Below are 20,431 nucleotides of genomic sequence, written 5' to 3' on the forward strand. Positions count from 1 at the left end.
TAACGACGGGAGAGAGCGGAGGCTCAAATTCCCAGATATCTGTGCTGCAGATCCGGTTCCGCCATCAGCTCTTCGGAGGTGCCGCTCCACACCGTCTTGCCGCGCTCGATGATGGTGTGGCGGTCGCAGATGCGGGCGAGGTGGTCGACGTTCTTGTCGACGACCAGGATCGACTGTCCCCGGCTCTTGAGCAACGACAGGCAGTTCCAGATCTCTTCGCGGATCAGCGGCGCCAGGCCTTCGGTCGCTTCATCCAAAATGAGGAGCTTCGGGTTGGTCATCAGCGCGCGGCCGATGGCGAGCATCTGCTGCTCGCCGCCGGAGAGCTGGTTGCCCATGTTGGAGGCGCGCTCGGCGAGGCGCGGAAACATCACGTAGATCGACGCCAGCGTCCAGGGATTGGCGCTGCCAAAGCGATCGGCGGCGGCCGCGACCAGATTTTCACGCACGGTGAGGTTCGGGAATATCTGACGTCCCTCGGGGACGAGGCCCACACCGAGTTTTGCGATTCGGTAGGACGGTTGCGTTCGCACTTCCGAGCCCGCGAAGCGGATGCTGCCCGCGCGCGCCGGCGTCAGGCCCATGATGGAGCGGATGGTCGTGGTCTTGCCCATGCCGTTGCGGCCCATCAGCGAGACCATCTCGCCTGATTTGATCGACAGCGACAGGCCGAACAGCACCTGGGACAGGCCGTAGCAGGTCTCGATGCCGTCGACCTCGAGCAGCGTATCAGCCGCCACTTTTTCAGACATGGTGCGTCACCACATGCGCCTCGCCGAGATAGGCGCGCTTGACGTCCTCGTTCGCCCGGATCGCGGCCGGATCGCCGGAGGCAATGACGCGGCCATAGACCAGTACCGAGATACGGTCGGCGAGCACGAACACCGCGGGCATGTCGTGCTCGACCAGCACGATCGAGACTTCCTTCCGCAGCTCCTGGAGCAGCTGCACCATGCGCTGGGATTCAGTGACGCCGAGACCCGCCATCGGCTCGTCGAGCAGCAAAAGCTTCGGCTTGCTTGCCAGCGCAACCGCAAGCTCGATCTGGCGACGCTCGCCATGGCTGAGCCTGGACACCAGGACATCGGCACGATGGGCGAGACCGACGCGGTCGAGCGCGGCATGCGCGGCATCGCGCAGGCCTTTTTCCTTGCGCGCATCGGCGAAGAAGCGAAACGAGGTGCCGGCATGCGCTTGCGCCGCGAGCGCGACATTGTCGGCGGCGGTGAAATCGAGCAGCAGCGAGGTGATCTGGAACGAACGCGCCAGGCCCAGCGCGCAGCGGCGATAGGCCGGCAAGTAGGTGATGTCGCGACCGCCGAGCGAGATGCTGCCGGAATGCGGCTCCAGATGCCCGGTGAGCTGGCTGATCAACGTGGTCTTGCCAGCACCGTTCGGGCCGATGATGGCGTGCAGCTCACCTGCCGCGACGTCGAGCGAGACGTTGTCCGTGGCAATGATGCCGCCGAAGCGGCGCACCAGCTTGTCAACGCGGAGCAGCGGTTCAGCCACGGTTGAGCCTCCCGAGCAGGCCCATGATGCCGCCGCGGCCGAACAGCACGACCAGCAGCAACAGCGGGCCCATGATCAGCGCCCAGTATTCGGTGAGCTGCGACAAGAACTCTTCCAGCAGCAAATATACCACCGCGCCGACGACCGGACCGAACAGCGTGCCCATGCCCCCGAGGATCACCATCACCATGAGGTCGCCGGAACGCGTCCAGTACATCACGGCCGGGCTGACGAAATCGGTATTGTTGGCGAGCAGCGCGCCGGCGAGGCCGCACATCGTGCCCGAGATGACGAAGCAGACCAGCTGGTAGCGTTTCGAGGGAAAGCCGATCGCCTGCATGCGCTGCTCGTTGGAGCGCAGGCCCTGCAAGACGAGACCGAAGCGCGAATTGGCGATGCGCCAGATCAGGAAGACCACGCCGAACAGGCAGGCGAGGCAGAGATAGTAGAACTGCGTGCGGTTCGACAGATTGATCAGCCCGGAGAAGTCGCTACGCTTGTAAATGGTGAGGCCGTCATCGCCGCCGTAACGCGCCAGCCCCGAGGCGACGTAATAGGCCATCTGCGCGAAGGCGAGCGTGATCATGATGAAATAGACGCCGCGGGTGCGCAGGGAGAGCGCGCCGATCACCAGCGCGTAGATCGCGGAGGCCGCGATCGCGACTGGAAACTGGATGAAGCCGCTTCCGACGCCTTCCTGCGCCAGCATGCCGACCGCATAGCCGCCGATGCCGAGATAGGCGGCGTGGCCAAAACTCATCATGCCGCCAAAACCCATGATGAGGTTGAGGCTCGCGGCCGCCAGCGCCAGGATGACGATGCGCGTGAACAGCGTCAGGATGAAGATGTTGCCGGAGGCTTGCGAATAGAGCGGCAGCAGCACGAGGCCCGCCAGCATCAGGACCGTGACGGCCTTGCTCACAGTGAATGTCTTCATCGACGGTTGGCCGGAAACAGCCCCTCCGGCCGCACCACCAGCACGATCGCCATCAGCAGATAGATCAGCATGGACGACAGCGCGGGCGCGGCGGTGGAGGCCGCAGCGCCGCTCAGCACCTGCCGCAACAGATTGGGCAGGAAGGCGCGGCCGAGCGTGTCGATCATGCCGACGAAGATCGCGGCCAGGAAGGCGCCGCGGATCGAGCCGATGCCGCCGATCACGATGATGACGAAGGCGAGGATCAAAATGTTCTCGCCCATCCCGATCTGCACGGTGAGGATCGGGGCCTGCATCAATCCGGCAAGGCCGGCGAGCGCGGCACCGAGACCGAACACCAGGGTGTAGAGCAGCTTGATGTTGATGCCGAGCGCGCCGATCATCTCGCGATTGGAGGCGCCGGCACGGATCAGCATGCCGATGCGGGTGCGCATCACGCCGAGATAGAGCAGGAGCGCGACCAGCAGCGCCACCGCGATGATGGCGAGGCGATAGGCGGGATAGTGAATGCCGGGCAGGATCGGCACCGGCACGGTGAGCCAGGCCGGGAGCGGCAGCGCAAGGCCGGCCGGCCCCCAGATCAGCCGCACGGCTTCGTTGAAGAACAGGATCAGGCCGAAGGTCGCGAGCACGTGGTCGAGATGGTCACGTCCGTAGAGATGCCGCAGCGCGCTCATCTCGAGCACGATGCCGAGCACGAGCGTCGCGCCGAGCGCCAGCAGCGCGCCGAGCAGGAAGCTGCCGGTCCAGGCTGCGAAGGTGGCGGCGAAATAGGCGCCCATCATGTAGAGCGAGCCGTGCGCGAGGTTGACGAGATCCATGATCCCGAACACCAGCGTCAGGCCGGCGGCGAGCAGAAACAGCAGCAGGCCGAACTGCAATCCGTTCAAGAACTGTTCGACGACGAGCAGCATCAAAACTCTTTCAGGCGCACGCAGGTTCGCGCCGATGTTCGAACACGGTCGCCATCAGTGAAAGAGTTCCCCCTGCCTGTACAAGGCGGAAAAATGGGTAATGGCAGTATCGTTCCGAGGCAAGAGCGATTTGACACCAAACATGCACTTTGTTGCATGCCGATGCATGCGATCGAGCGCCGCCGTGCAAAGCGCTGTGCACGAAGGCTGCCGCGCGGGATGGGTCAACCTGCCGCACCCAAACGATCACCCTCCCCCGTTGCCGAAGGAAGGGTGTGAAATTCGTCGCAACGTCAGGAAGGATGGCGCCTAGTGCGACGTCATCTGCCGGGGAAGGTCATCCGGTTCAGCGAGCACGCTGTTGGCCGTCGAGGCTTCCAGCGCCGCCATCCGGAACAGATAGGCAAGCGTCCCCAATCCGGTGTCTTCCGCCATCTGCGCCAGTTCGAGCGCCATGTCGGACATGTAGCCGAGATTCTCGTCCTTGGTCTGCGCCATGATCTGGCTGTTCCGCATCATGTTCGACATCTCAGGCGCTCTTTTGTTGCGCGGCGAGGCCGCAGAGGTTGGCACGGGCGACGGCGTCCAGACGCGGGCCGTCCTGTTGCACGATCGAAGGCATGCCGATGCGATCATGCAGGGCATCCAGCGTCTCCCGACGGATGTCGATGGTCGCCGCCATGGTCCATGCGTTCTCCACCAGAGCCGGCAGACCGAGCGGGGTCACGACGAAGCCGGCCTCATGAAAGCGCGGCAACCACCAGGTTTCCATGATCGCGCTGACTTGCGCGATCCCCTGACCGAGGCAGAACTCCTGCACCGCCGTCATCAGTTGCAGGTTGAGCGCGCCGTCGCGGCGATCGCGCACGACAAAGTAGCGCGACCATTCCCAGACCAGCGGATCCGCCGGACAGCCGCGCACCGCCGCCAGATGCGGGAAGACTTCGCTCATCATTGAAGACTTGGTAGTCGGGTAGAGCCGGTGACCGCCGATGACGCGCCGCCCCTCCAGCGCGAGCAGATAGACGGTATCCTCGTCGTCATAGGAATCGATCTCGCGGCAATCAGGTTTGCGAAGTGCCTCCCGGTGGCGCTCTTCGACGAAGATGTCGTGCCGCAGCCGGAAATGCTGCTCGAGCACGTCTTCGTAAAGGTGACGATTTACCGCAGAAATGGCGTGAATCATGAAAGCCCCCATTCGTCCTCAATGGGGAGCAGCGTCTGCGAAAAGAGGCAGGCTCGATATTGGGAAATTTCCCAGTACGTCGGTTAGGGATTGATGATCTTGTTGCGAATCGCCAGTGCAACCGCATGCGTGCGGTTGACGGCACCGAGCTTGCGCGCGGCGGTTGCAAGATGCTCTTCGGCGGTACGCTGCGTGATGTGCAGGATCTCGCCGATTTCCCAGGCCGACTTGCCCTGCGAGGCCCAGGAGATCACTTCGCGCTCGCGCGGGGTGAGGCGTGTCGACGAATACGGCGCCGGATCGAGCAGACGGCGAATGTGGTCGAAGCCGTACATCGCCATCAGGTGCAATGCCGGCTTGCTGCGGGCGTTGAGATCGAGATGGATGCCCCCGAGCGACACGGCGGCCTCATAGCCGGTGAGCCCGTGGATCGGCACGATGAAGCCGCGCGACATGCGGAAATCGCCGGCGCGGTTCATTACCTCCGCCGCGCCCGGATCGAGTTCGGCATCATAGGGCGCTTCCGACCATTCGAACGGGTTGACCGATTGTCGGCACATCCGCACCACCGGGTCGACGCGGTCGTAGTTGTTCTGTGTGTAGAGACTGAACCATTCCGCGGGCCAGCGCTTGGCGAGCACCATCTGTGCGAACCGCTGGTCGGGATTCGGCAACCCTGTCACGATGATGGTTTCGAAGCCGAAGCGCCCGAACGCCCCTTCGAGCGCGTTCATCGCGTCCGGAACCCTACGATAGGCCGCCAAGCCTTCAATGAAGTCGAGCGCTTCCCGGCCATAATCCACGGCGGACATCGGTGCGTTTCCTGACCCTTGTGCTCCGGTATAGCACGTCTTCGCGGGCTGCCTCAATTCACCGTTTCCGTAGTTGTCCGGTATCTCATTGACCTCGAAGCTTTGATCTACTTGTGGAAGACGGGACGTCAAGTTACACCTATGAGGTCTGAAGCGGGAAAACCACGATGGAAGACGAGGACATCGCCCTCAACAGCGTTCTCGGCCTGGAACTCAACCGCGTGTTTTTCGCCGTCCGTGAAACGGCGAACAAGCAGAAGATCATCGAGTTCGCGTGCGAGGTGCTGCAAAGCGAGCGCCCGGAACGACCCGGCAGCGTGTCGCCCGAAGGACCGTCGAGCTAAACGCGGTCACGGCAGCGCGGGCGCGCGCCGCCAATTCACGTTGTCGAACATTTGCCGCTGGATGACCTCGCGGCTCTCGTGAGATGATCGCGACCACGATTATCTTTCGGATGCCCAGGACATGATGACGCTGCGCCAGGTTGAAGTGATCCGTGCCGTGATGGTGACGGGCACCATCGGCGGCGCGGCGAAGCTGCTCAACGTTTCGGCCCCGGGGATCAGCCGCCTCGTCAAATACACCGAACGCTCGCTCGGCATCCGCTTCTTCCAGCGCCAGAACGGCCGCTATTTCCCGACGCCGGAAGCCGAGAACATCTTCGAGCAGATCAACGGCGTCTACAAGAAGGTGGACGACCTCTCCGAGCTCATCTCCAAGATCGGCCGCGGTGGATTGTCGGAGCTGCGCATCGGCTCGGTACCGAGCATCTCGCAGGTGATGGTGCCGCGCGCGATCGAGCGCGTCCGCCGCCGCTATCCCGACCTCGGCATCGACATCAACATCCTCAAGCTCGAGGAAGCCATCGACTATCTCCTGCTCGGCCGCGGCGAGTGCGTCGCGATGAGCTATCGGCTCGACCATTCCGGGCTCGACTTCATGCCGCTCGCCTCCGGCGAGCTCTATTGCATCGTGCCATCAGGCCATGAGCTCGCCGGCCGCAAGCAGGTTTCCGCGGCCGAGATCACCCGCTATCCGCTGATCGGCATCGATCCCAACGACCCTTACGGCCGGATCATGGCCGAGATCTTTGCGCGCAACCGGCTCGACTACAACATCACCATCCGCGCGCGCTTCGGTACCACGGTCTGCGCGCTGGTGAAGGCGGGGCTCGGCATCGCCATCATCGACCAGTTCACGGTCGCCCATGGCGGCTATCCCGGCATCGAGCTCTTGAAGATCACCGAACCGACGCGTTTCGACACCTACATCGCGGTGAAGCGCGGCGCGCCGCTGTCGCTTCACGTCGAGTATTTCATCGAGTCCCTGCGCGCCGAGATGCGCGCGGTGGAGCCGTCCCGCATCAACGGCAAGGCCATCCCTTCGCGCGGGCGCAAGAAATAACATTATGTTAGGTTTGCTAGATAAATGGGTAATTGTGTTAGGCAGGGGAAAGGCTATCGTCGCACTTGGAAGCCCCCTTGGAATTGCGCGGATTTCCCCGCTAATGGCCGGGACCGAACACTCCCAACGAGACGATAGCGAACCATGTCCGAGCGCGGATACGCCGCCAGCAAAAAACTCCTCACCGGCCTGATCGGCGCGCCGATCGCGCATTCCGCATCCCCCGCCATGCATGAGAGCGCCGCCGAGGCTCTGGGCTTGCGCGGCCACTACCAGCTCATCGAGGTCGCCGGCGCCGATGCGGCCGGGCTTCGCATGATGCTCGAGGGCGTGCGGCGGCTCGGCTTTGCCGGCGTCAACGTCACCTACCCCTACAAGGAAGCGGTGGTCCCGCTGCTCGACGAACTGGCGCCGGGCGCTGCCGCGATGGGCGCGGTCAACACCGTCGTCGCCCGGGACGGCCGGCTGACCGGCCACAACACCGACACCACCGGCTTCGCGCGCGCGGTGGCGCCACTGCTGGCGCCGTCCGGCAACGCCGTCGCCGTGATCGGCGCCGGCGGCGTCGGCAAGGCGATCGCGTTTGCGCTGGCGAGCCTGGACGTGACCGACATCCGCATCTTCGACAGCGAGCCGGCGCGCGCCGAGACGCTCGTCTCCCTGCTCGCCGCACAGGGCGTCGCAAGGCTGGCGTCGAGCATCGAGGACGCGCTGCACGGCGCGACCGGCCTCGTCAACGGCACGCCGGTCGGGATGCTGCCGAACCGCGGCATGCCGGTCCCGGCCACGCTGCTGCATGAAAAATTGTGGGTTGCGGATGCCGTCTACTCGCCGCTGATCACGCCGCTGCTCGCGGCCGCCCAAGCCACGAGCGCGCGGATCATGACCGGGCGGGAGCTCGCGATCTACCAGGCCGCCGACGCTTTCGAACTGTTCACGGGCCTTGCCCCATCGACCGAGGTCATGGGAGAGGCATTTGACGAGGTGATGGCGGCACGAAGCTCGGCCTATCACGCAGCGTAACCAAAGCGGCCGGACACAAGGCCGCGAACAACATCAACGAAAAATGGGAGGATAGACCATGAAATCGGCCATTCTGGCGGGCGCCCTGCTTGCCTTCGCGACTGCAACCAGTGTTCACGCCCAGGCGATCAAGCTCGCCGACGTCGCCGAGCTTTCCGGCGGCGGCGCAACCGTCGGCACCAACTGGAAGAACGGCATCGATCTCGCGATCGAAGAGATCAACGCCAAGGGCGGCGTGCTCGGCCGCAAGTTAGAGGTCACCCATGCGGACTCGCAATCCAACCCCGGGGTTGCGCGCGCGCAGGTGCAGAAGGCGCTCGACGCCGAGCCCTATGTGCTGCTCGGGCCCGGCTATTCCGGCTCCGTGAAGGTCACCGCGCCGCTCGCGGCCGAAGCCGGCATCGCGCAGATCATGGGCGGTGAAGCCGCCGAGTTGACGCAGGCCGGAAACAAATTCCTGTTCCGCACCTCGTTCGGCCAGCAATCCTCGATGCCGAAGGTCGCCAAATACATTCACGACGACATGAAGGGGAAGTCGGTCGCGGTGGTCTGGGTCAACAATGATTTCGGCCGCGGCGGTCGCGACGTCGTGGTCAAGGAGCTCGACCGGCTGGGCTCCAAGGTGGTCGCCGATCTCTCCACCGAAGCGGGCCAGGCGGATTTCGCCGCCGACGTCGGCAAGATCAAGGCGGCCAATCCCGACGCCGTGTTCGTCTACCTGAACGAGGAAGAGAGCGCGCGCATCCTGAAGGAGCTGAAGCGCCAGGGCGTCACCGCGCCGCTGATGGGCGAGACCACGCTGATCGGCCAGAAGGTGATCGAGCTCGCGGGCGATGCCGCCAATGGCGCGCGCGGCCATGTCGGCCTGACCACCGACGCGCCGGTCGACCTGATCAAGGCGTTTCGCGACAAGTTCGCGAAGAAGTACAATTACGTGCCCGACCATAACGGCCTGAAGGGCTATCTTGCGGTCTACATGGTGAAAGCCACGACCGAGAAAATGGGCAAAGTCGATTCCAAAGCCTTCGCCGACACGCTGCATGGTCTGACCATCAAGGCCGCGGACGAGCCGGGCATCCTGATGGACGTCACCTTCAGCGACACCGGCGACATCGATCGCCAGAGCTTTCTGGTCGAGGTGGTCGAAGGCAAGCAGGTCGTGAAGCAGGTGCTGCCGAAGGTGAAGTGAGGGCTTCTTTCTTCTCCCTCGCCCCGCTCTTGCGGGGAGAGGGAGTGATAGACATGAACGCGCTTTCACTCGGGCTCTAACGATCAAAGAGAACCCATGTCAAATCTGTTCGATCTTCTGGTCGCGGGACTTGCCACCGGCGCGATCTATGCGCTGGTCGCGGTCGGCTTCACGCTGCTGTGGCAGACCTCGCAGACCATCAATTTCGCGCAAGGCGAGTTCGTGATGCTGCCGGCATTTTTGATGTTGGCAGCAATGCATGCCGGCGCGCCGTTCTGGCTCGCGATCATCCTCGGCATCCTGCTCTCGATGCTGCTGCTGGGCCTCGCCTTCAAGATGCTGCTGGTCGATCCGATGATGCGCCATGGCGTGCTGCCGCTTGCGATCGCGACGATGGCGCTCGCGATCGGCATCAAAGAGGCCGTGAAGCAGTTCTTCAGCGCCGAGGCCTCACCCTTCCCCTCGATCGTACCGACCGGCGACGTCTCCATCCTCGGCCACGCCGTCTCGCTGCAAAGCATCGGCGTCCTCGTCCTCGCCATCCTTGCTGTCTCCGGTCTGACCGCGCTCCTGAACCGAACTTCTCTCGGCCACCAGATGCAGGCGGCGGCGCAGAACCCGACGGTGGCGCGCATCATCGGCGTCCCGGTCGAGCGCATGATCCTCCTGACCTTCCTGATCAATGCGTTTCTGGTCGCGCTCGCCTCGCTGTTGATCACGCCGATCTACCTTGCGAAATTTACATCGGGCGAGGTGCTGGGCCAGGCCGCCTTCATCGCCGCGATCGTCGGCGGGTTCAACCAGGTGCGCGGCGCAATCGCGGGCGGGCTCCTGATCGGCGTGCTCGACAATCTCGCCGCCGCCTACGTCTCGACGCAGTACCGCGCCGCCGTGCCGATGATCATCCTGATTGCCGTCATCCTGTTCCGGCCGCAGGGCTTGCTCGGCCGTGCCGAGGAGCGCACCGTATGAGCGCCTTCGCCAAACCTCTGAAGATCGCGCTCGGCCTCCTCGTCATCGCCGCGCTGATCGTCATCCCCATGAACTTCAACCGCTATGGCCTGTTCATCCTGAGCCAGTGGGCGGTGATGGCGATCGCCGCCATGGGCCTCAACCTCACGCTCGGCTATGCCGGCCAGGTCTCGCTGGCGCAGGGCGCCTTCGTCGGCATCGGCGCTTACGCGGCAGCGATCATGACCACGCATGGCTGGCCGCTGCCGGCGGCGATCGTCGTCGCGATCGCGTTGAGCTTCGCGGTCGGCTGGGTGCTCGGCTACCCCGCGCTGCGGGTGCAGCACCACTACCTCGCCTTCGTCACGCTCGCCTTCTCCACGCTGGCCTTCCTGGTGTTTCGCAACGAGAGCTGGCTCACCGGCGGCATCTACGGCATCTCCAACATTCCGCGCCCGCACATCTTCGGCATCCCAACCAGCAAGCCGCTGCCGTTCTACTATGTCTGCCTCGGCTCGCTCGCGATCGTGTCGCTGGCGGTGTGGTGGCTGATCCGCTCACCCTGGGGCCGCGCGTTCATGGCGCTGCGCGAAAATCCGCTGCGCGCGCAATCGCTCGGCGTCGACACGCGCCGCTATACGCTGATGGCGTTCGCGATCGGCTCGGCGCTCGGCGGCGTGGCCGGCGCGCTCTATGCGCCGCTGACGCAATATATCGATCCCGTGCCGTTCAACCTGTCGCTCTCGCTCGACCTCTTGATGATGGTGATCGTCGGCGGCGCCGGCTTCTTCCTGGGTCCGTTCCTGGGCGCGATGATCGCCGTGCTGCTGCCGGAATGGCTGCGCTTCACCGAGGGCTATTATCTGATGCTCTACGCGATCGCGGTGATGGGGCTGCTGATCTGGTCGCCGACCGGCATTTTGGGAATCCTGGATCGCTATCTGGCCGAACGCCGCACCAAGGCGGCTTCCGCGCTACGCGCCGTCGCAAAATCCCGGCTGGAGACGGTGCAATGAGCGCAGTCCTCGAAGTCACCGACATCAAGAAGAACTTTGGCGGCATCAGTGCCGTCGGCGGCGTCTCTTTCGACGTGCGCGAAGGCGAGATCCTCGGCCTGATCGGCCCGAACGGCTGCGGCAAGTCCACCTTGTTCAACTGCATTCTCGGCCAGCTCACACCATCAGGCGGCGAGGTCAAGCTCGACGGCAAGGTGGTCACCGGCCTGCGCCCCGCCGAGCTCAACAAGCTCGGGGTCAGTCGCACCTTCCAGCTGTTGCAGGTGTTTCCAAAGCTCTCGGTGCGCGAGAACCTGATCCTCGCAGGCCAGGAGCACCAGGGCAGCATGGCCTCGCGCCTGGTCGGCCGCTCCGATGCCGGACTGACGGAGGCCGCCAACCAGATGATCGGCTTTTTCAAGCTCGATCATCTCGCCGACGAGCCGGCCGGCGGAGTCTCCTATGGCCAACAGAAACTACTCGACGCCGCCATGGCCTTCATGGGTGGACCGCGCCTGGTGCTGCTCGACGAGCCCGCCGGCGGCGTCAACCCGTCGATGCTGACGGATTTGAAGGAGCGGCTGGTCGCGATCAACCGCGAGAAGAACGCCACGTTCGTCGTGATCGAGCACAACATGGAATTCGTGATGTCGCTGTGCTCGCGCGTGATGGTGATGGCGGAAGGCAAGGTGCTGGCGATGGGACGACCTGACGAGGTCCGCAAGGATCCCGCCGTGATCGAAGCCTATCTCGGACATTAGGGAGAGCCATCATGAGCGATCCGATCCTCTCGGTTCACAATCTCGTCGGCGGCTACGGCAAGATGACGATTTTGAACGGCACGACCTTCGCCGTGCCGCAGGCCACCATCACCACCATCATCGGCCCGAACGGCGCCGGCAAGTCCACCGTGTTCAAGGCGATCTTCGGCCTGCTCAAGCTGCGCGAGGGCAAGATCAGTTTTGCCGGCCGCGACGTCACCAATTTGAGCCAGCGCGCGCTGCTCAATGCCGGGATCTGCTACGTGCCGCAGGGCCGCAACATCTTTCCCGAGCTATCGGTGCGCCACAACATCGAGCTCGGCGGCGTTTCCGCGGGCAAGGGCATCGACCTGCAGAGCCGGATCGAGGCCGCGCTCGACCTGTTCCCGGCGCTGCGGCGGAAATCGACGCAGCAGGCTTCCACATTGTCCGGCGGCGAGCAGAAGCAACTCGAAATCGCCCGCTCGCTGCTGCTCGAGCCAAAGCTGGTGCTGATCGACGAGCCCTCGATCGGCCTGTCACCGCTGATGGTGCAGCAGACCTTCGACATCCTGAAATCCCTGCGCGATCGCGGCGTCACCATCCTGATGATCGAGCAGAACGCACGCTCGGCGCTGGAGATCTCTGACATCGGCATCGTGCTCGAACTCGGCCAGACCCGCATGATCGACAAGGCCGAGCGCATTTTGAATGATCCCCGCATCGGACAATTATTCCTCGGCGGCGCGATGGAGGACAACGCAGCATGAGTAAACGCTCGATCGCAACGGTCTCCCTCTCCGGCAGCATCGACGAAAAGCTCCGCGCCATCGCATCCGCCGGCTTCGATATGGTCGAGATTTTCGAGAACGATCTGCTGTCGTTCGGCGCAAGCCCGCGCGACATCGCAAAGCTCTGCGGCGACCTCAATCTCGAGATTTGCGCATTTCAGCCGTTCCGCGATTTCGAGGGCATGCCGGAGCCGCAGCGTTCGCGCAACTTTGCCCGCGCCGAACGCAAGTTCGACCTGATGCAGGAGCTCGGTACCGACCTGCTGCTGATCTGCTCCAACGTGTCCCCCAGCTCGCTCGGCGGCATCGACCGCGCCGCGGATGATTTTCGCGAGCTCGGCGAGCGCGCGGCAAAACGGTCCTTGCGCGTCGGCTACGAGGCTTTGGCCTGGGGACGCCACGTCAACGACTACCGCGACGCCTGGGAGATCGTGCGGCGCGCCGATCACCCCGCGATCGGCGTCATCCTGGATAGCTTTCACGCGCTGGCCCCCGGCTTTCCGGTTCGCGCGATGGCCTCGATCCCCGGCGACAAGATCTTTCTGGTCCAGCTTGCGGATGCGCCGAAGCTCGAGCTCGACATCCTGTCGTGGAGCCGGCACTTCCGCTCCTTCCCCGGCCAGGGCGATCTGCCGGTCGGCGAGTTCATGGCGGCGATCGCGGCGACCGGCTATGCGGGGCCGCTGTCGCTGGAGATCTTCAACGACCAGTTCCGCGCCGGCTCGGCCATGCAGACCGCGGTCGACGGCCTGCGCTCGCTGATCCTGCTGGAGGACCAGCTTGCACCGGATTGGCCAAAGTTCATCAGCGAGCCCCTGGCGCCGAAGGCCAAAAGTCGCGGTACGGGATTCATCGAGTTTGCCGTCAACGAGACCAAGGCCGGCGAACTCGCCCACCTGCTTTCGCAGCTCGGCTTCCGCAAGACCGGCAAGCATCGCAGCAAGGCGGTGGAACGCTGGTCGCAAGGCAAGGTCGAGCTCGTCATCAACTCCGAGACCGACGGCTTTGCGCATTCGCACTATGTCACGCACGGTCCCGGCGTCTGCGCCATCGCGCTCGAGGTCGACAATGCGGGCCTTGCCATGCAACGCGCCGAGACACTGAAGGCGCGCACCTTCTACCAGCCGGTCGGGCCGGGCGAACTCGAGATTCCCGCGATCCATGGCGTCGGCGGCAGCCTGCTGTATTTCCTGGATCAGGCCGGCAAGAACTGGGACACGGATTTCGAACCGATTGCGAGCGACGCCGGCGCGGACGCGCTGCTGGCCGTCGATCACATCGCGCAGTCGATGCCCTATGACGAGATGCTGTCCTGGCTGTTGTTCTACACCGGGATCCTCGACCTGACGCGTCTGCCGCAGATGGAGATCGCCGATCCCAGAGGGCTCGTGCAGAGCCAGGCCGTCATCAATGGCGACCAGAGCCTGCGTTTCGTGCTCAACGGCTCATCCGCCAATCGTACACTGCCGGCGCGCTTCATCTCGGAGTTTTTCGGCTCGGGCGTGCAGCACGTCGCGTTCACGTGCCGGGACATTTTTGCGGCGGTCGCGGAAATGCGCAAGCGCGGCGCTGATTTCCTCGATATCCCTGATAATTACTACGACGACATCGAAGCCAAGTACGATCTGGCACCCGAGCTGATGGCGCAGCTGCGCGCCAACCACATCCTCTACGATCGCGAAGGCGACGGAGAATTCTTCCAGGTCTACACCCACATCTTCGACGAGCGGTTCTTTTTCGAGATCGTGGAGCGCCGGGATTATCAGGGCTTTGGCGCGGCCAATGCCGGCATCAGGCTTGCCGCGCAGGCGCGCGAGGTGCGGCCTGCGAGCATGCCGCGGGTGTAGACTCTCTCTACGCCGTCATTGCGAGGAGCCCTTGCGACGAAGCAATCCAGAATCCCTCAGCGGAAAGATTCTGGATTGCTTCGCTGCGCTCGCAATGACGGGGAGAGAGCTGAGAGCCCCTCTCCCCGCGAGCGGGGAGAGGGAAAGCAGAGACCTCACTTCATCGCGCATTTGTCGTGGAAGCGATCCTGGTCGTTCTCGACGATGGTCGCGACCGTCTTCAGCGAGAGCTGCCCTTCGCCGTCCTTGACCACGTCCTGGAGATAGAAGTTCTGCACCGGGATGTGGTTCTTGCCGTACTTGAAGGGGCCGCGCAGCGACTTGAAGTTGGCCTTCTCCATCTCGGCCTTCATCGCGTCCTTCTTGCTGGTGTCGCCCTTGACCGCGACCACCGCGCTGTTGATGAGCTGGGCGGCGTCATAGGCTTGCGCGCCGTAATAGGTCGGGCGCAGGCCGGTGTACTTCTTGCGGTAGTCGGCGACAAAGCGCTTGTTCTGCTCGTTGGGCAAATCATTCACCCATTCCTGCGCGCCGGGCACGCCGAGCGCGTTCTCCTTCTGCAGCGGCAGCGACAGCTCGTCGACGGTGAAAGCCGTATAGAGCGGCATCGTGCTCTTCAGCCCGGCCTGCGCATATTGGTTGAGGAACTGCACGCCGGCCGCACCGGGATAGAACACGAAGATCGACTCGGCGCCCGAGGCGCGCGCCTTGGAGAGCTCGGCAGAGAAGTCGAGCTGGCTCGGCCACACCGTGTATTCCTCGCCCTTGACCTCGCCCTTGAACGTGCTCTTCACGCCCGCGAGCATGTCCTTGCCGGCGGCGTAGTTCGGGCCGATCAGGAAGACGCTCTTGACGCCCTTCTGGTTCATGTAAAGGCCCATGGCGGCCGGCGTCTGGTCGTTCTGCCAGGAGGTCGAGAACACGTAGGGCGAACAAAGATCGCCCGCGAGCTGCGACGGGCCGGCATTGGCCGAGATCAGGAAGGTCTGCGAATCCACCGCGGTCTTGAGCGAGGCCAGCAGCACGTTCGACCAGATGTAGCCGACGATGAAATCGACCTTGTCGGACTGCACCAGCTTCTCGGTCTTCTGCTTGCCGACATCGGGCTTCTGCCCGTCGTCCTCGTAGATCACCTCGACCGGCTTGCCGTCCATCTTGCGGCCAATGTGATCCAGCGCGAGCTCGAAGGAGTTGCGCATGTCGTTGCCGATCACGGCGGTCGGGCCGCTGAAGGTCGAAACGAAGCCGATTTTGATGGTGTCGCCGGCGGATGCCGGGTTTGCCAGCACCAGCGCCGCTGCGCCCGCCAGCCAGAATGCCGTCCTCATAGCCTCTCCCCTCCTTATTATTGAAGCCCGCAAACGGGTGATCGCCGCCCCGGGTCAATCTCTATTGAACGCAAAATCTGTCGAGCCGCCAATGGCTCAGCGCCTGCCCTGCACCATAATTCGCCCTAATCGTGAATGGCAAGAAATATAGTTCTACTCACTTCGGCGAGGGCTGCGGCGCTTTTTCGCGGGATATCGGTACACTCGATACACTTGGCCTATCCGGCGATTGATGACAGCTATTGGACCGCGACGCCCAATTCGCACTTAAATGAAAGAACAGAGCAGCGAGATTCGAGGGCGCATCATGACCACGACACCGCATCGCGTCGTCATCGTCGGAGCCGGCTTCGGCGGACTGGAGACGACCCACCGGCTGGCCGGCAGCCCGGTCGAGATCACGCTGATCGACCGCCGCAACCATCACCTGTTCCAGCCGCTGCTCTATCAGGTCGCGACCGCCTCGCTCGCCACCAGCGAGATCGCCTGGCCGGTCCGGCACCTGATGCGCGACCGGCGCGACGTGACGACGCTGTTTGCGACCGTCAGCGGTGTCGATGCCGACAGGCGCTGCGTGCTGATCGACGACGGCAGCGAGGTGCCTTACGACACGCTGGTGCTCGCCACAGGCGCGCGGCATGCCTATTTCGGCCACGACGAATGGGAGCAGTTCGCGCCGGGTCTCAAAACACTGGAGGACGGGACCACGCTGCGCCGTCACATCCTGGTGGCGTTCGAGCGCGCCGAGCGCGAGACCGATCCGGAAAAGCGCGCGGCGCGGCTGACTTTCGTCATCGTCGGCGCCGGCCCCACCGGGGTCGAGCTTGCCGGCACCATTGCCGAAATGGCGCACCACACCTTGCCCGGCGATTTCCGCAACATCGACACGACGAAAGCGCGCGTGGTGCTGATCGAGGCGGGGCCGCGCGTGCTGGCAGGTTTTGCCGACGACCTCTCGGCCTATGCGCAGGCCTCGCTGGAAAAGATCGGCGTCGAGGTCGTACTTGGCAAGGCCGTCACCGAGATCGACCGCGAAGGCGTGGTTTTCGGCGGCACGCGGCTCGATGCCAAAACCAAGATCTGGGCCGCCGGCGTCCGCGCCTCGCCTGCGGCTGAGTGGCTGGGCGCGCCGGCCGATCGTGCCGGACGCGTGCAAGTGGAGGCCGATCTCACCATCCCCGGTCATCCCGAAATCTTTGCGATCGGCGACACCGTTGTGATCAACGCCTGGGACGGCAAGCCTGTGCCCGGCATCGCGCCGGCCGCCAAGCAGCAGGGCCGTCACGTCGCGGACAGCATCAAGGCCCGGCTGCGCGGAGAGCCGACAGGCCCGTTCCGCTACAAGCACTCCGGCAGCCTTGCGCAGATCGGCAAACGGCTCGCGGTGATCGACTTCGGCAAGGTGAAACTGCGCGGCACCGTCGCGTGGTGGATCTGGGGCATCGCCCACATCTACTTCCTGATCGGCTTGCGCCACCGCCTCAGCGTCGCGCTGAGCTGGCTTTGGATCTACGCCCGCGACCAGCGCGCCGCGCGGCTGATCACGCAGGGAAGCAGCAAGGTGGTGTAGGGATCATCCTCTCGTGTCCCGGACGCGGCGCGGCATGAAATGACGCGACGCAGAGCCGGGGCCCAGACCTGTGGGCCCCGGCTCTGCAGCGCAGCGCTACGCGCCGCACTGCGTCCGGGCACGAGACCCTACTTCACCAGCTCACACCCGCCCTCCGCCAGCGGCCGAAACGCCTGCTCCGCGGGAATCGTCGAGACCAGCTTGTAATAGTCGTACGGATATTTCGACTCCTCCGGCTTCTTCACCTCGAACAGATACATCGGATGCACGACGCGGCCGTCCTGGCGGATCGTGGTGTCGCCGAACAGCTTGTCCTTGCCCTTGAACTTCTTCATCTCGGGCACAGCGTCCTTGGCACTGTCGCTGCCGGTCGCGGCGACCGCATTGAGATAAGCGAGCGTGGACGCATAGACGCCGGCCTGGTTGCCGCTCGGCATCTTGCCGTTCATGCCCGGCCGGGCGGCGAACCGCTTGGCGAAGGCGCGGGTGTCGTCGTTCATGTCCCAATAGAAGGCTTCCATGAGCTGAAGGCCCTGCGCGACCTTGATACCCATGCCATGGACGTCGTTGATGAAGAGCAGGAAGGCGACCAGTTTTTGTCCGCCCTGCTGTATCCCGAACTCGGCGGCCTGCTTCACCGCGTTAATGGTGTCGCCGCCGGCATTGGCGAGCCCGATCACCTCCGCCTTCGAGCCCTGCGCCTGCAACAGGAAGGACGCGAAATCGGAGGTGCCGAGCGGATGCTTGCTGGAGCCCAACACCTTGCCGCCATGCGCCTCGATGTATTTCTGGGCTTCCGCTTCGATGCCCTTGCCAAGCGCGTAATCGACCGTGAGGAAATACCAGTTCTTGCCGCCGCGCGACATCATCGCGGCCGCTGTCGTATTGCCGGTGGCCCAGGCGTCGTTGACCCATTGGATGGTGTTGGGCGAGCAGGCCTTGCCGGTGAGATCGGAGCTCGCGGTGGACGACGCCAGGAACGTCATGCGGCTGTCGCGCAGCAGCGTGTTGATGGAGAGACCAACGGCCGAGTTCGGCACGTCGACGATGGCGTCGACACCCTCGACATCGAGCCATTTGCGCGCGATGGCGTTGCCGACATCGGCCTTGTTCTGGTGATCGGCATAGACGATCTCGACCTTGATGCCTTTGCCGCCGCCGTTGAAATCCTCGGCAGCCATGCGCGCGGCCTCGACCGAACCCATGCCGTTTGTGTCCTGGAAGATGCCGGAGATGTCGTTGAGCACGCCGACGCGCACGACATTGTCCGAGATCTCGGCATTTGCCGCGCCGCCGATCAAGCTCGCAGCCAGCGCAAGTGTCCACTTCAAGTTCTTCATTGTTCCCTCCCCTGTCGTATTTATTGTTTTCGATGCCAGCAGCGTCAGGCCGGCGTGATGGTCACAGGCAGGCTGTCGAGCCCGCGCAGCGTGTTGTTGAAGCGACGTTGTGGAGCGCCGGTGATCTCGATCTTTGCGATCCGGCGGGCCAACGCCGCGAGCATTGTCTCGCCTTCGAGCCGCGCGACCAGCTGGCCGACGCACATGTGAATACCTGAGCCATAACCAACATGGCCGGAGGTGCGGCGGGTGATGTCGTAGCTGTCGGGCTTGTCCCAGCGCCGCGGATCGCGATTGGCGGCAGCCAGGAACATCAACACCTTCTCGCCCTCATCGATGGTCGCGCCTGACAGTTCGACCTCGCGCGTTGTTGTGCGGAAGAAGGTCTGCACCGGGCTTTCAAAACGAATGGCCTCCTCGAAAGCGTTGCGCGCCAGCGTGAAATCGTTGCGCAGGCGCTGCCACTGCTCAGGGAAGCGCGCGAGACAGTAGACCGCTGCCCCGACGGCGTTGACGGTGGTGTCGAGGCCGGCCGACAGCAGCGAACGCACCAGCAGCGGCGCTTCGGTGGCGGTGATGGCACCTTCGTCGACATGGGCGTGGATGCAGGCGCCGATCCCGCCGGGCGTGAGATTGTCGCGCTGGCACTGCTCGGTGACGTAGGCCTGGTGCGGCGCCGAGCGCGCGATCGCCTCCTTGCGCAACTGGTTCGGCGGGCCGAAGGCGTTGAACACCAGGCTCGCATAGGGAATGAGATTCTCGCGGCCCTCAGGCTTCAGCCCGAGCGCATCCGGGAAGATCGACAGCGGATAGGCCTCGGCGAGGTCCGTTATGGCATCGAAGCTGCGCTTCTCCAGCAGCGCGTCCACACGCGCTTCCGCTGCCGCGGCAAAGCGGTCGCGGAGCCCCTTCATCACCGTCGGCGACAGCACCTTTGAGAGCACGGCACGGGTGCGGGTGTGCTCGGGAGGATCGGCCTCGAGGATCAGGCTGGGCGGCCGCCACGGCGTCTCCTTCTTGAAATCGGAGAGACCGACACCGCGGCTGGAGCAGAACGTCGCGGGGTCGTTCAGCACGGCATGAACCTCGGCATAGCGCGCTACGCCGTAGAGTTTCCATTTGTCGAGATAAACGACCGGACCTGTCTCTCGCAGCAATTCATGCGTCGGATAAGGATCGGCGAAAAAATCCATGTCGAAGGGATCGACGTCGAGATGCGGGACGGCCGATGCGGCAGAGCCGGGTGCACTCATTGAAGTCCTCCCTCATTTTGATCTTGTGAAAGGGCCGCGCTTACCTTTAGGTCTCCGGACACGCCGCGAGACAGAATCCCGATATGCCGCCGTCTTCGACCAGAGCCCGCCAAAAACCTGCGCCCGCGGAGACGGGGCCGACGCTCGATCTCGATCGCTACGTCCCGGCGTTCATCACCTTCATCGCCAACAAGCTCTCGAATAGCGCCACCGCGTTCTATCAGCGGCAGTTCGGCGTCAACGTCACGGAATGGCGGATCATGTCGTTGCTGGCGATCGAGCCCGGCATTCCCGCTTCGCGAATCTGCCACGTCATTGGTTTCGACAAGGGCCCGGTGAGCCGGACGCTGGCGGGCCTCGAAAAGCGGGGGCTGGTGTCGATCCGCACCGACCCCAACGACGGGCGCACCCATTCGATCTCGCTGACGGCGAAGGGCCGCGCCGCCCATGACAAGGTGATCGTCGCGGCATTCGAGCGCGAGCGACGCCTGTTGTCTTGTCTGGGCAAGGACGAGCGCGAGGTGCTGATCGACCTGTTGCGCCGCCTGCACGAGAATCTCGGCGCGGTCACCGGCGGCACCGAGACCTGACGCGCCGCGCAGCGGGCGCGGACCCCTGTCACGTCCAGGCATGCGCCGG

21 protein-coding genes are annotated in these 20,431 nt (G+C 64.0%); 11 read left to right on the forward strand and 10 right to left on the reverse strand.

The features are described 5' to 3' along the window. Positions 1-23 precede the first annotated feature (23 nt). The 7 genes from ABIB00_RS02355 to ABIB00_RS02385 all read right to left on the reverse strand — a co-directional run bounded on the left by ABIB00_RS02355 (position 24) and on the right by ABIB00_RS02385 (position 5,361). Positions 24-752 carry an ABC transporter ATP-binding protein gene (locus ABIB00_RS02355; protein WP_354103238.1) on the reverse strand — a complete coding sequence of 243 codons (729 nt, stop codon included), beginning with the start codon at positions 750-752 and terminating at the stop codon, positions 24-26. Beyond that, positions 745-1,512, reverse strand: a complete 768-nt coding sequence (locus tag ABIB00_RS02360; protein ID WP_354103239.1) for an ABC transporter ATP-binding protein — start codon at positions 1,510-1,512, stop codon at positions 745-747. The genes ABIB00_RS02355 and ABIB00_RS02360 overlap by 8 nt, the downstream gene beginning before the upstream one ends. Beyond that, positions 1,505-2,449 (reverse strand): branched-chain amino acid ABC transporter permease, encoded by a 945-nt coding sequence (locus tag ABIB00_RS02365; protein WP_354103240.1) that lies wholly within the window; start codon positions 2,447-2,449, stop codon positions 1,505-1,507. The genes ABIB00_RS02360 and ABIB00_RS02365 overlap by 8 nt, the downstream gene beginning before the upstream one ends. Continuing rightward, the gene (locus tag ABIB00_RS02370; protein ID WP_247324607.1) at positions 2,446-3,363 is read right to left on the reverse strand and encodes a branched-chain amino acid ABC transporter permease; all 918 of its coding nucleotides are present in this window, start codon (positions 3,361-3,363) and stop codon (positions 2,446-2,448) included. The genes ABIB00_RS02365 and ABIB00_RS02370 overlap by 4 nt, the downstream gene beginning before the upstream one ends. 309 nt (positions 3,364-3,672) lie before the next feature. Continuing rightward, on the reverse strand, positions 3,673-3,891 hold the full coding sequence (locus tag ABIB00_RS02375) for a hypothetical protein (protein WP_247443574.1): 219 nt from the start codon (positions 3,889-3,891) through the stop codon (positions 3,673-3,675). A gap of 1 nt (position 3,892) precedes the next feature. Next, positions 3,893-4,549 carry an acyl-homoserine-lactone synthase gene (locus ABIB00_RS02380; protein WP_354103241.1) on the reverse strand — a complete coding sequence of 219 codons (657 nt, stop codon included), beginning with the start codon at positions 4,547-4,549 and terminating at the stop codon, positions 3,893-3,895. A gap of 83 nt (positions 4,550-4,632) precedes the next feature. Further along, on the reverse strand, positions 4,633-5,361 hold the full coding sequence (locus ABIB00_RS02385) for a helix-turn-helix transcriptional regulator (protein ID WP_354103242.1): 729 nt from the start codon (positions 5,359-5,361) through the stop codon (positions 4,633-4,635). A 167-nt stretch (positions 5,362-5,528) separates the two neighbouring features. Here ABIB00_RS02385 and ABIB00_RS02390 point away from each other — a divergent pair, with 167 nt between their 5' ends. The 9 genes from ABIB00_RS02390 (at position 5,529) to ABIB00_RS02430 (ending at position 14,301) form a co-directional block, all read left to right on the forward strand. Further along, the gene (locus ABIB00_RS02390) at positions 5,529-5,705 is read left to right on the forward strand and encodes a hypothetical protein (RefSeq protein WP_354103243.1); all 177 of its coding nucleotides are present in this window, start codon (positions 5,529-5,531) and stop codon (positions 5,703-5,705) included. A 121-nt stretch (positions 5,706-5,826) separates the two neighbouring features. After that, the gene (locus ABIB00_RS02395) at positions 5,827-6,765 is read left to right on the forward strand and encodes a LysR family transcriptional regulator (protein ID WP_247443577.1); all 939 of its coding nucleotides are present in this window, start codon (positions 5,827-5,829) and stop codon (positions 6,763-6,765) included. A gap of 144 nt (positions 6,766-6,909) precedes the next feature. Then, a complete protein-coding gene (locus tag ABIB00_RS02400) occupies positions 6,910-7,788 on the forward strand; it encodes a shikimate dehydrogenase (protein WP_354103244.1) in 879 nt (292 codons plus the stop codon). A 58-nt stretch (positions 7,789-7,846) separates the two neighbouring features. Further along, the gene (locus tag ABIB00_RS02405; protein WP_247443580.1) at positions 7,847-8,977 is read left to right on the forward strand and encodes an ABC transporter substrate-binding protein; all 1,131 of its coding nucleotides are present in this window, start codon (positions 7,847-7,849) and stop codon (positions 8,975-8,977) included. Between the two features lie 96 nt (positions 8,978-9,073). Further along, entirely contained in the window at positions 9,074-9,949 is an 876-nt protein-coding gene (locus ABIB00_RS02410) for a branched-chain amino acid ABC transporter permease (RefSeq protein ID WP_247338755.1), read from the forward strand. Then, positions 9,946-10,944, forward strand: coding sequence for a branched-chain amino acid ABC transporter permease (locus ABIB00_RS02415; RefSeq protein ID WP_354103245.1), 999 nt, complete (start codon positions 9,946-9,948; stop codon positions 10,942-10,944). Before ABIB00_RS02410 ends, ABIB00_RS02415 begins: the two co-directional genes overlap by 4 nt. After that, entirely contained in the window at positions 10,941-11,684 is a 744-nt protein-coding gene (locus ABIB00_RS02420) for an ABC transporter ATP-binding protein (protein WP_354103246.1), read from the forward strand. The genes ABIB00_RS02415 and ABIB00_RS02420 overlap by 4 nt, the downstream gene beginning before the upstream one ends. Positions 11,685-11,695: 11 nt before the next feature. After that, entirely contained in the window at positions 11,696-12,433 is a 738-nt protein-coding gene (locus ABIB00_RS02425; protein WP_354103247.1) for an ABC transporter ATP-binding protein, read from the forward strand. Next, positions 12,430-14,301 carry a bifunctional sugar phosphate isomerase/epimerase/4-hydroxyphenylpyruvate dioxygenase family protein gene (locus ABIB00_RS02430; RefSeq protein ID WP_354103248.1) on the forward strand — a complete coding sequence of 624 codons (1,872 nt, stop codon included), beginning with the start codon at positions 12,430-12,432 and terminating at the stop codon, positions 14,299-14,301. Before ABIB00_RS02425 ends, ABIB00_RS02430 begins: the two co-directional genes overlap by 4 nt. Positions 14,302-14,456: 155 nt before the next feature. On the opposite strand, the gene ABIB00_RS02435 is transcribed toward ABIB00_RS02430, so the two are convergent. Then, a complete protein-coding gene (locus ABIB00_RS02435; protein ID WP_354103249.1) occupies positions 14,457-15,629 on the reverse strand; it encodes an ABC transporter substrate-binding protein in 1,173 nt (390 codons plus the stop codon). Between the two features lie 307 nt (positions 15,630-15,936). Here ABIB00_RS02435 and ABIB00_RS02440 point away from each other — a divergent pair, with 307 nt between their 5' ends. Next, positions 15,937-17,199, forward strand: a complete 1,263-nt coding sequence (locus ABIB00_RS02440) for an NAD(P)/FAD-dependent oxidoreductase (RefSeq protein WP_354103250.1) — start codon at positions 15,937-15,939, stop codon at positions 17,197-17,199. A 128-nt stretch (positions 17,200-17,327) separates the two neighbouring features. Here ABIB00_RS02440 and ABIB00_RS02445 read toward each other — a convergent pair whose 3' ends face one another. Then, positions 17,328-18,539, reverse strand: a complete 1,212-nt coding sequence (locus tag ABIB00_RS02445; protein ID WP_354103251.1) for an ABC transporter substrate-binding protein — start codon at positions 18,537-18,539, stop codon at positions 17,328-17,330. A gap of 44 nt (positions 18,540-18,583) precedes the next feature. After that, a complete protein-coding gene (locus ABIB00_RS02450) occupies positions 18,584-19,792 on the reverse strand; it encodes a cytochrome P450 (RefSeq protein ID WP_354103252.1) in 1,209 nt (402 codons plus the stop codon). An 83-nt stretch (positions 19,793-19,875) separates the two neighbouring features. On the opposite strand from ABIB00_RS02450, the gene ABIB00_RS02455 reads away from it, so the two are divergent. Further along, positions 19,876-20,382 (forward strand): MarR family winged helix-turn-helix transcriptional regulator, encoded by a 507-nt coding sequence (locus ABIB00_RS02455; RefSeq protein WP_354103253.1) that lies wholly within the window; start codon positions 19,876-19,878, stop codon positions 20,380-20,382. Positions 20,383-20,431 lie beyond the last annotated feature (49 nt).

It is taken from the genome of Bradyrhizobium sp. LB14.3 (assembly GCF_040547985.1).
GTDB lineage: Bacteria > Pseudomonadota > Alphaproteobacteria > Rhizobiales > Xanthobacteraceae > Bradyrhizobium.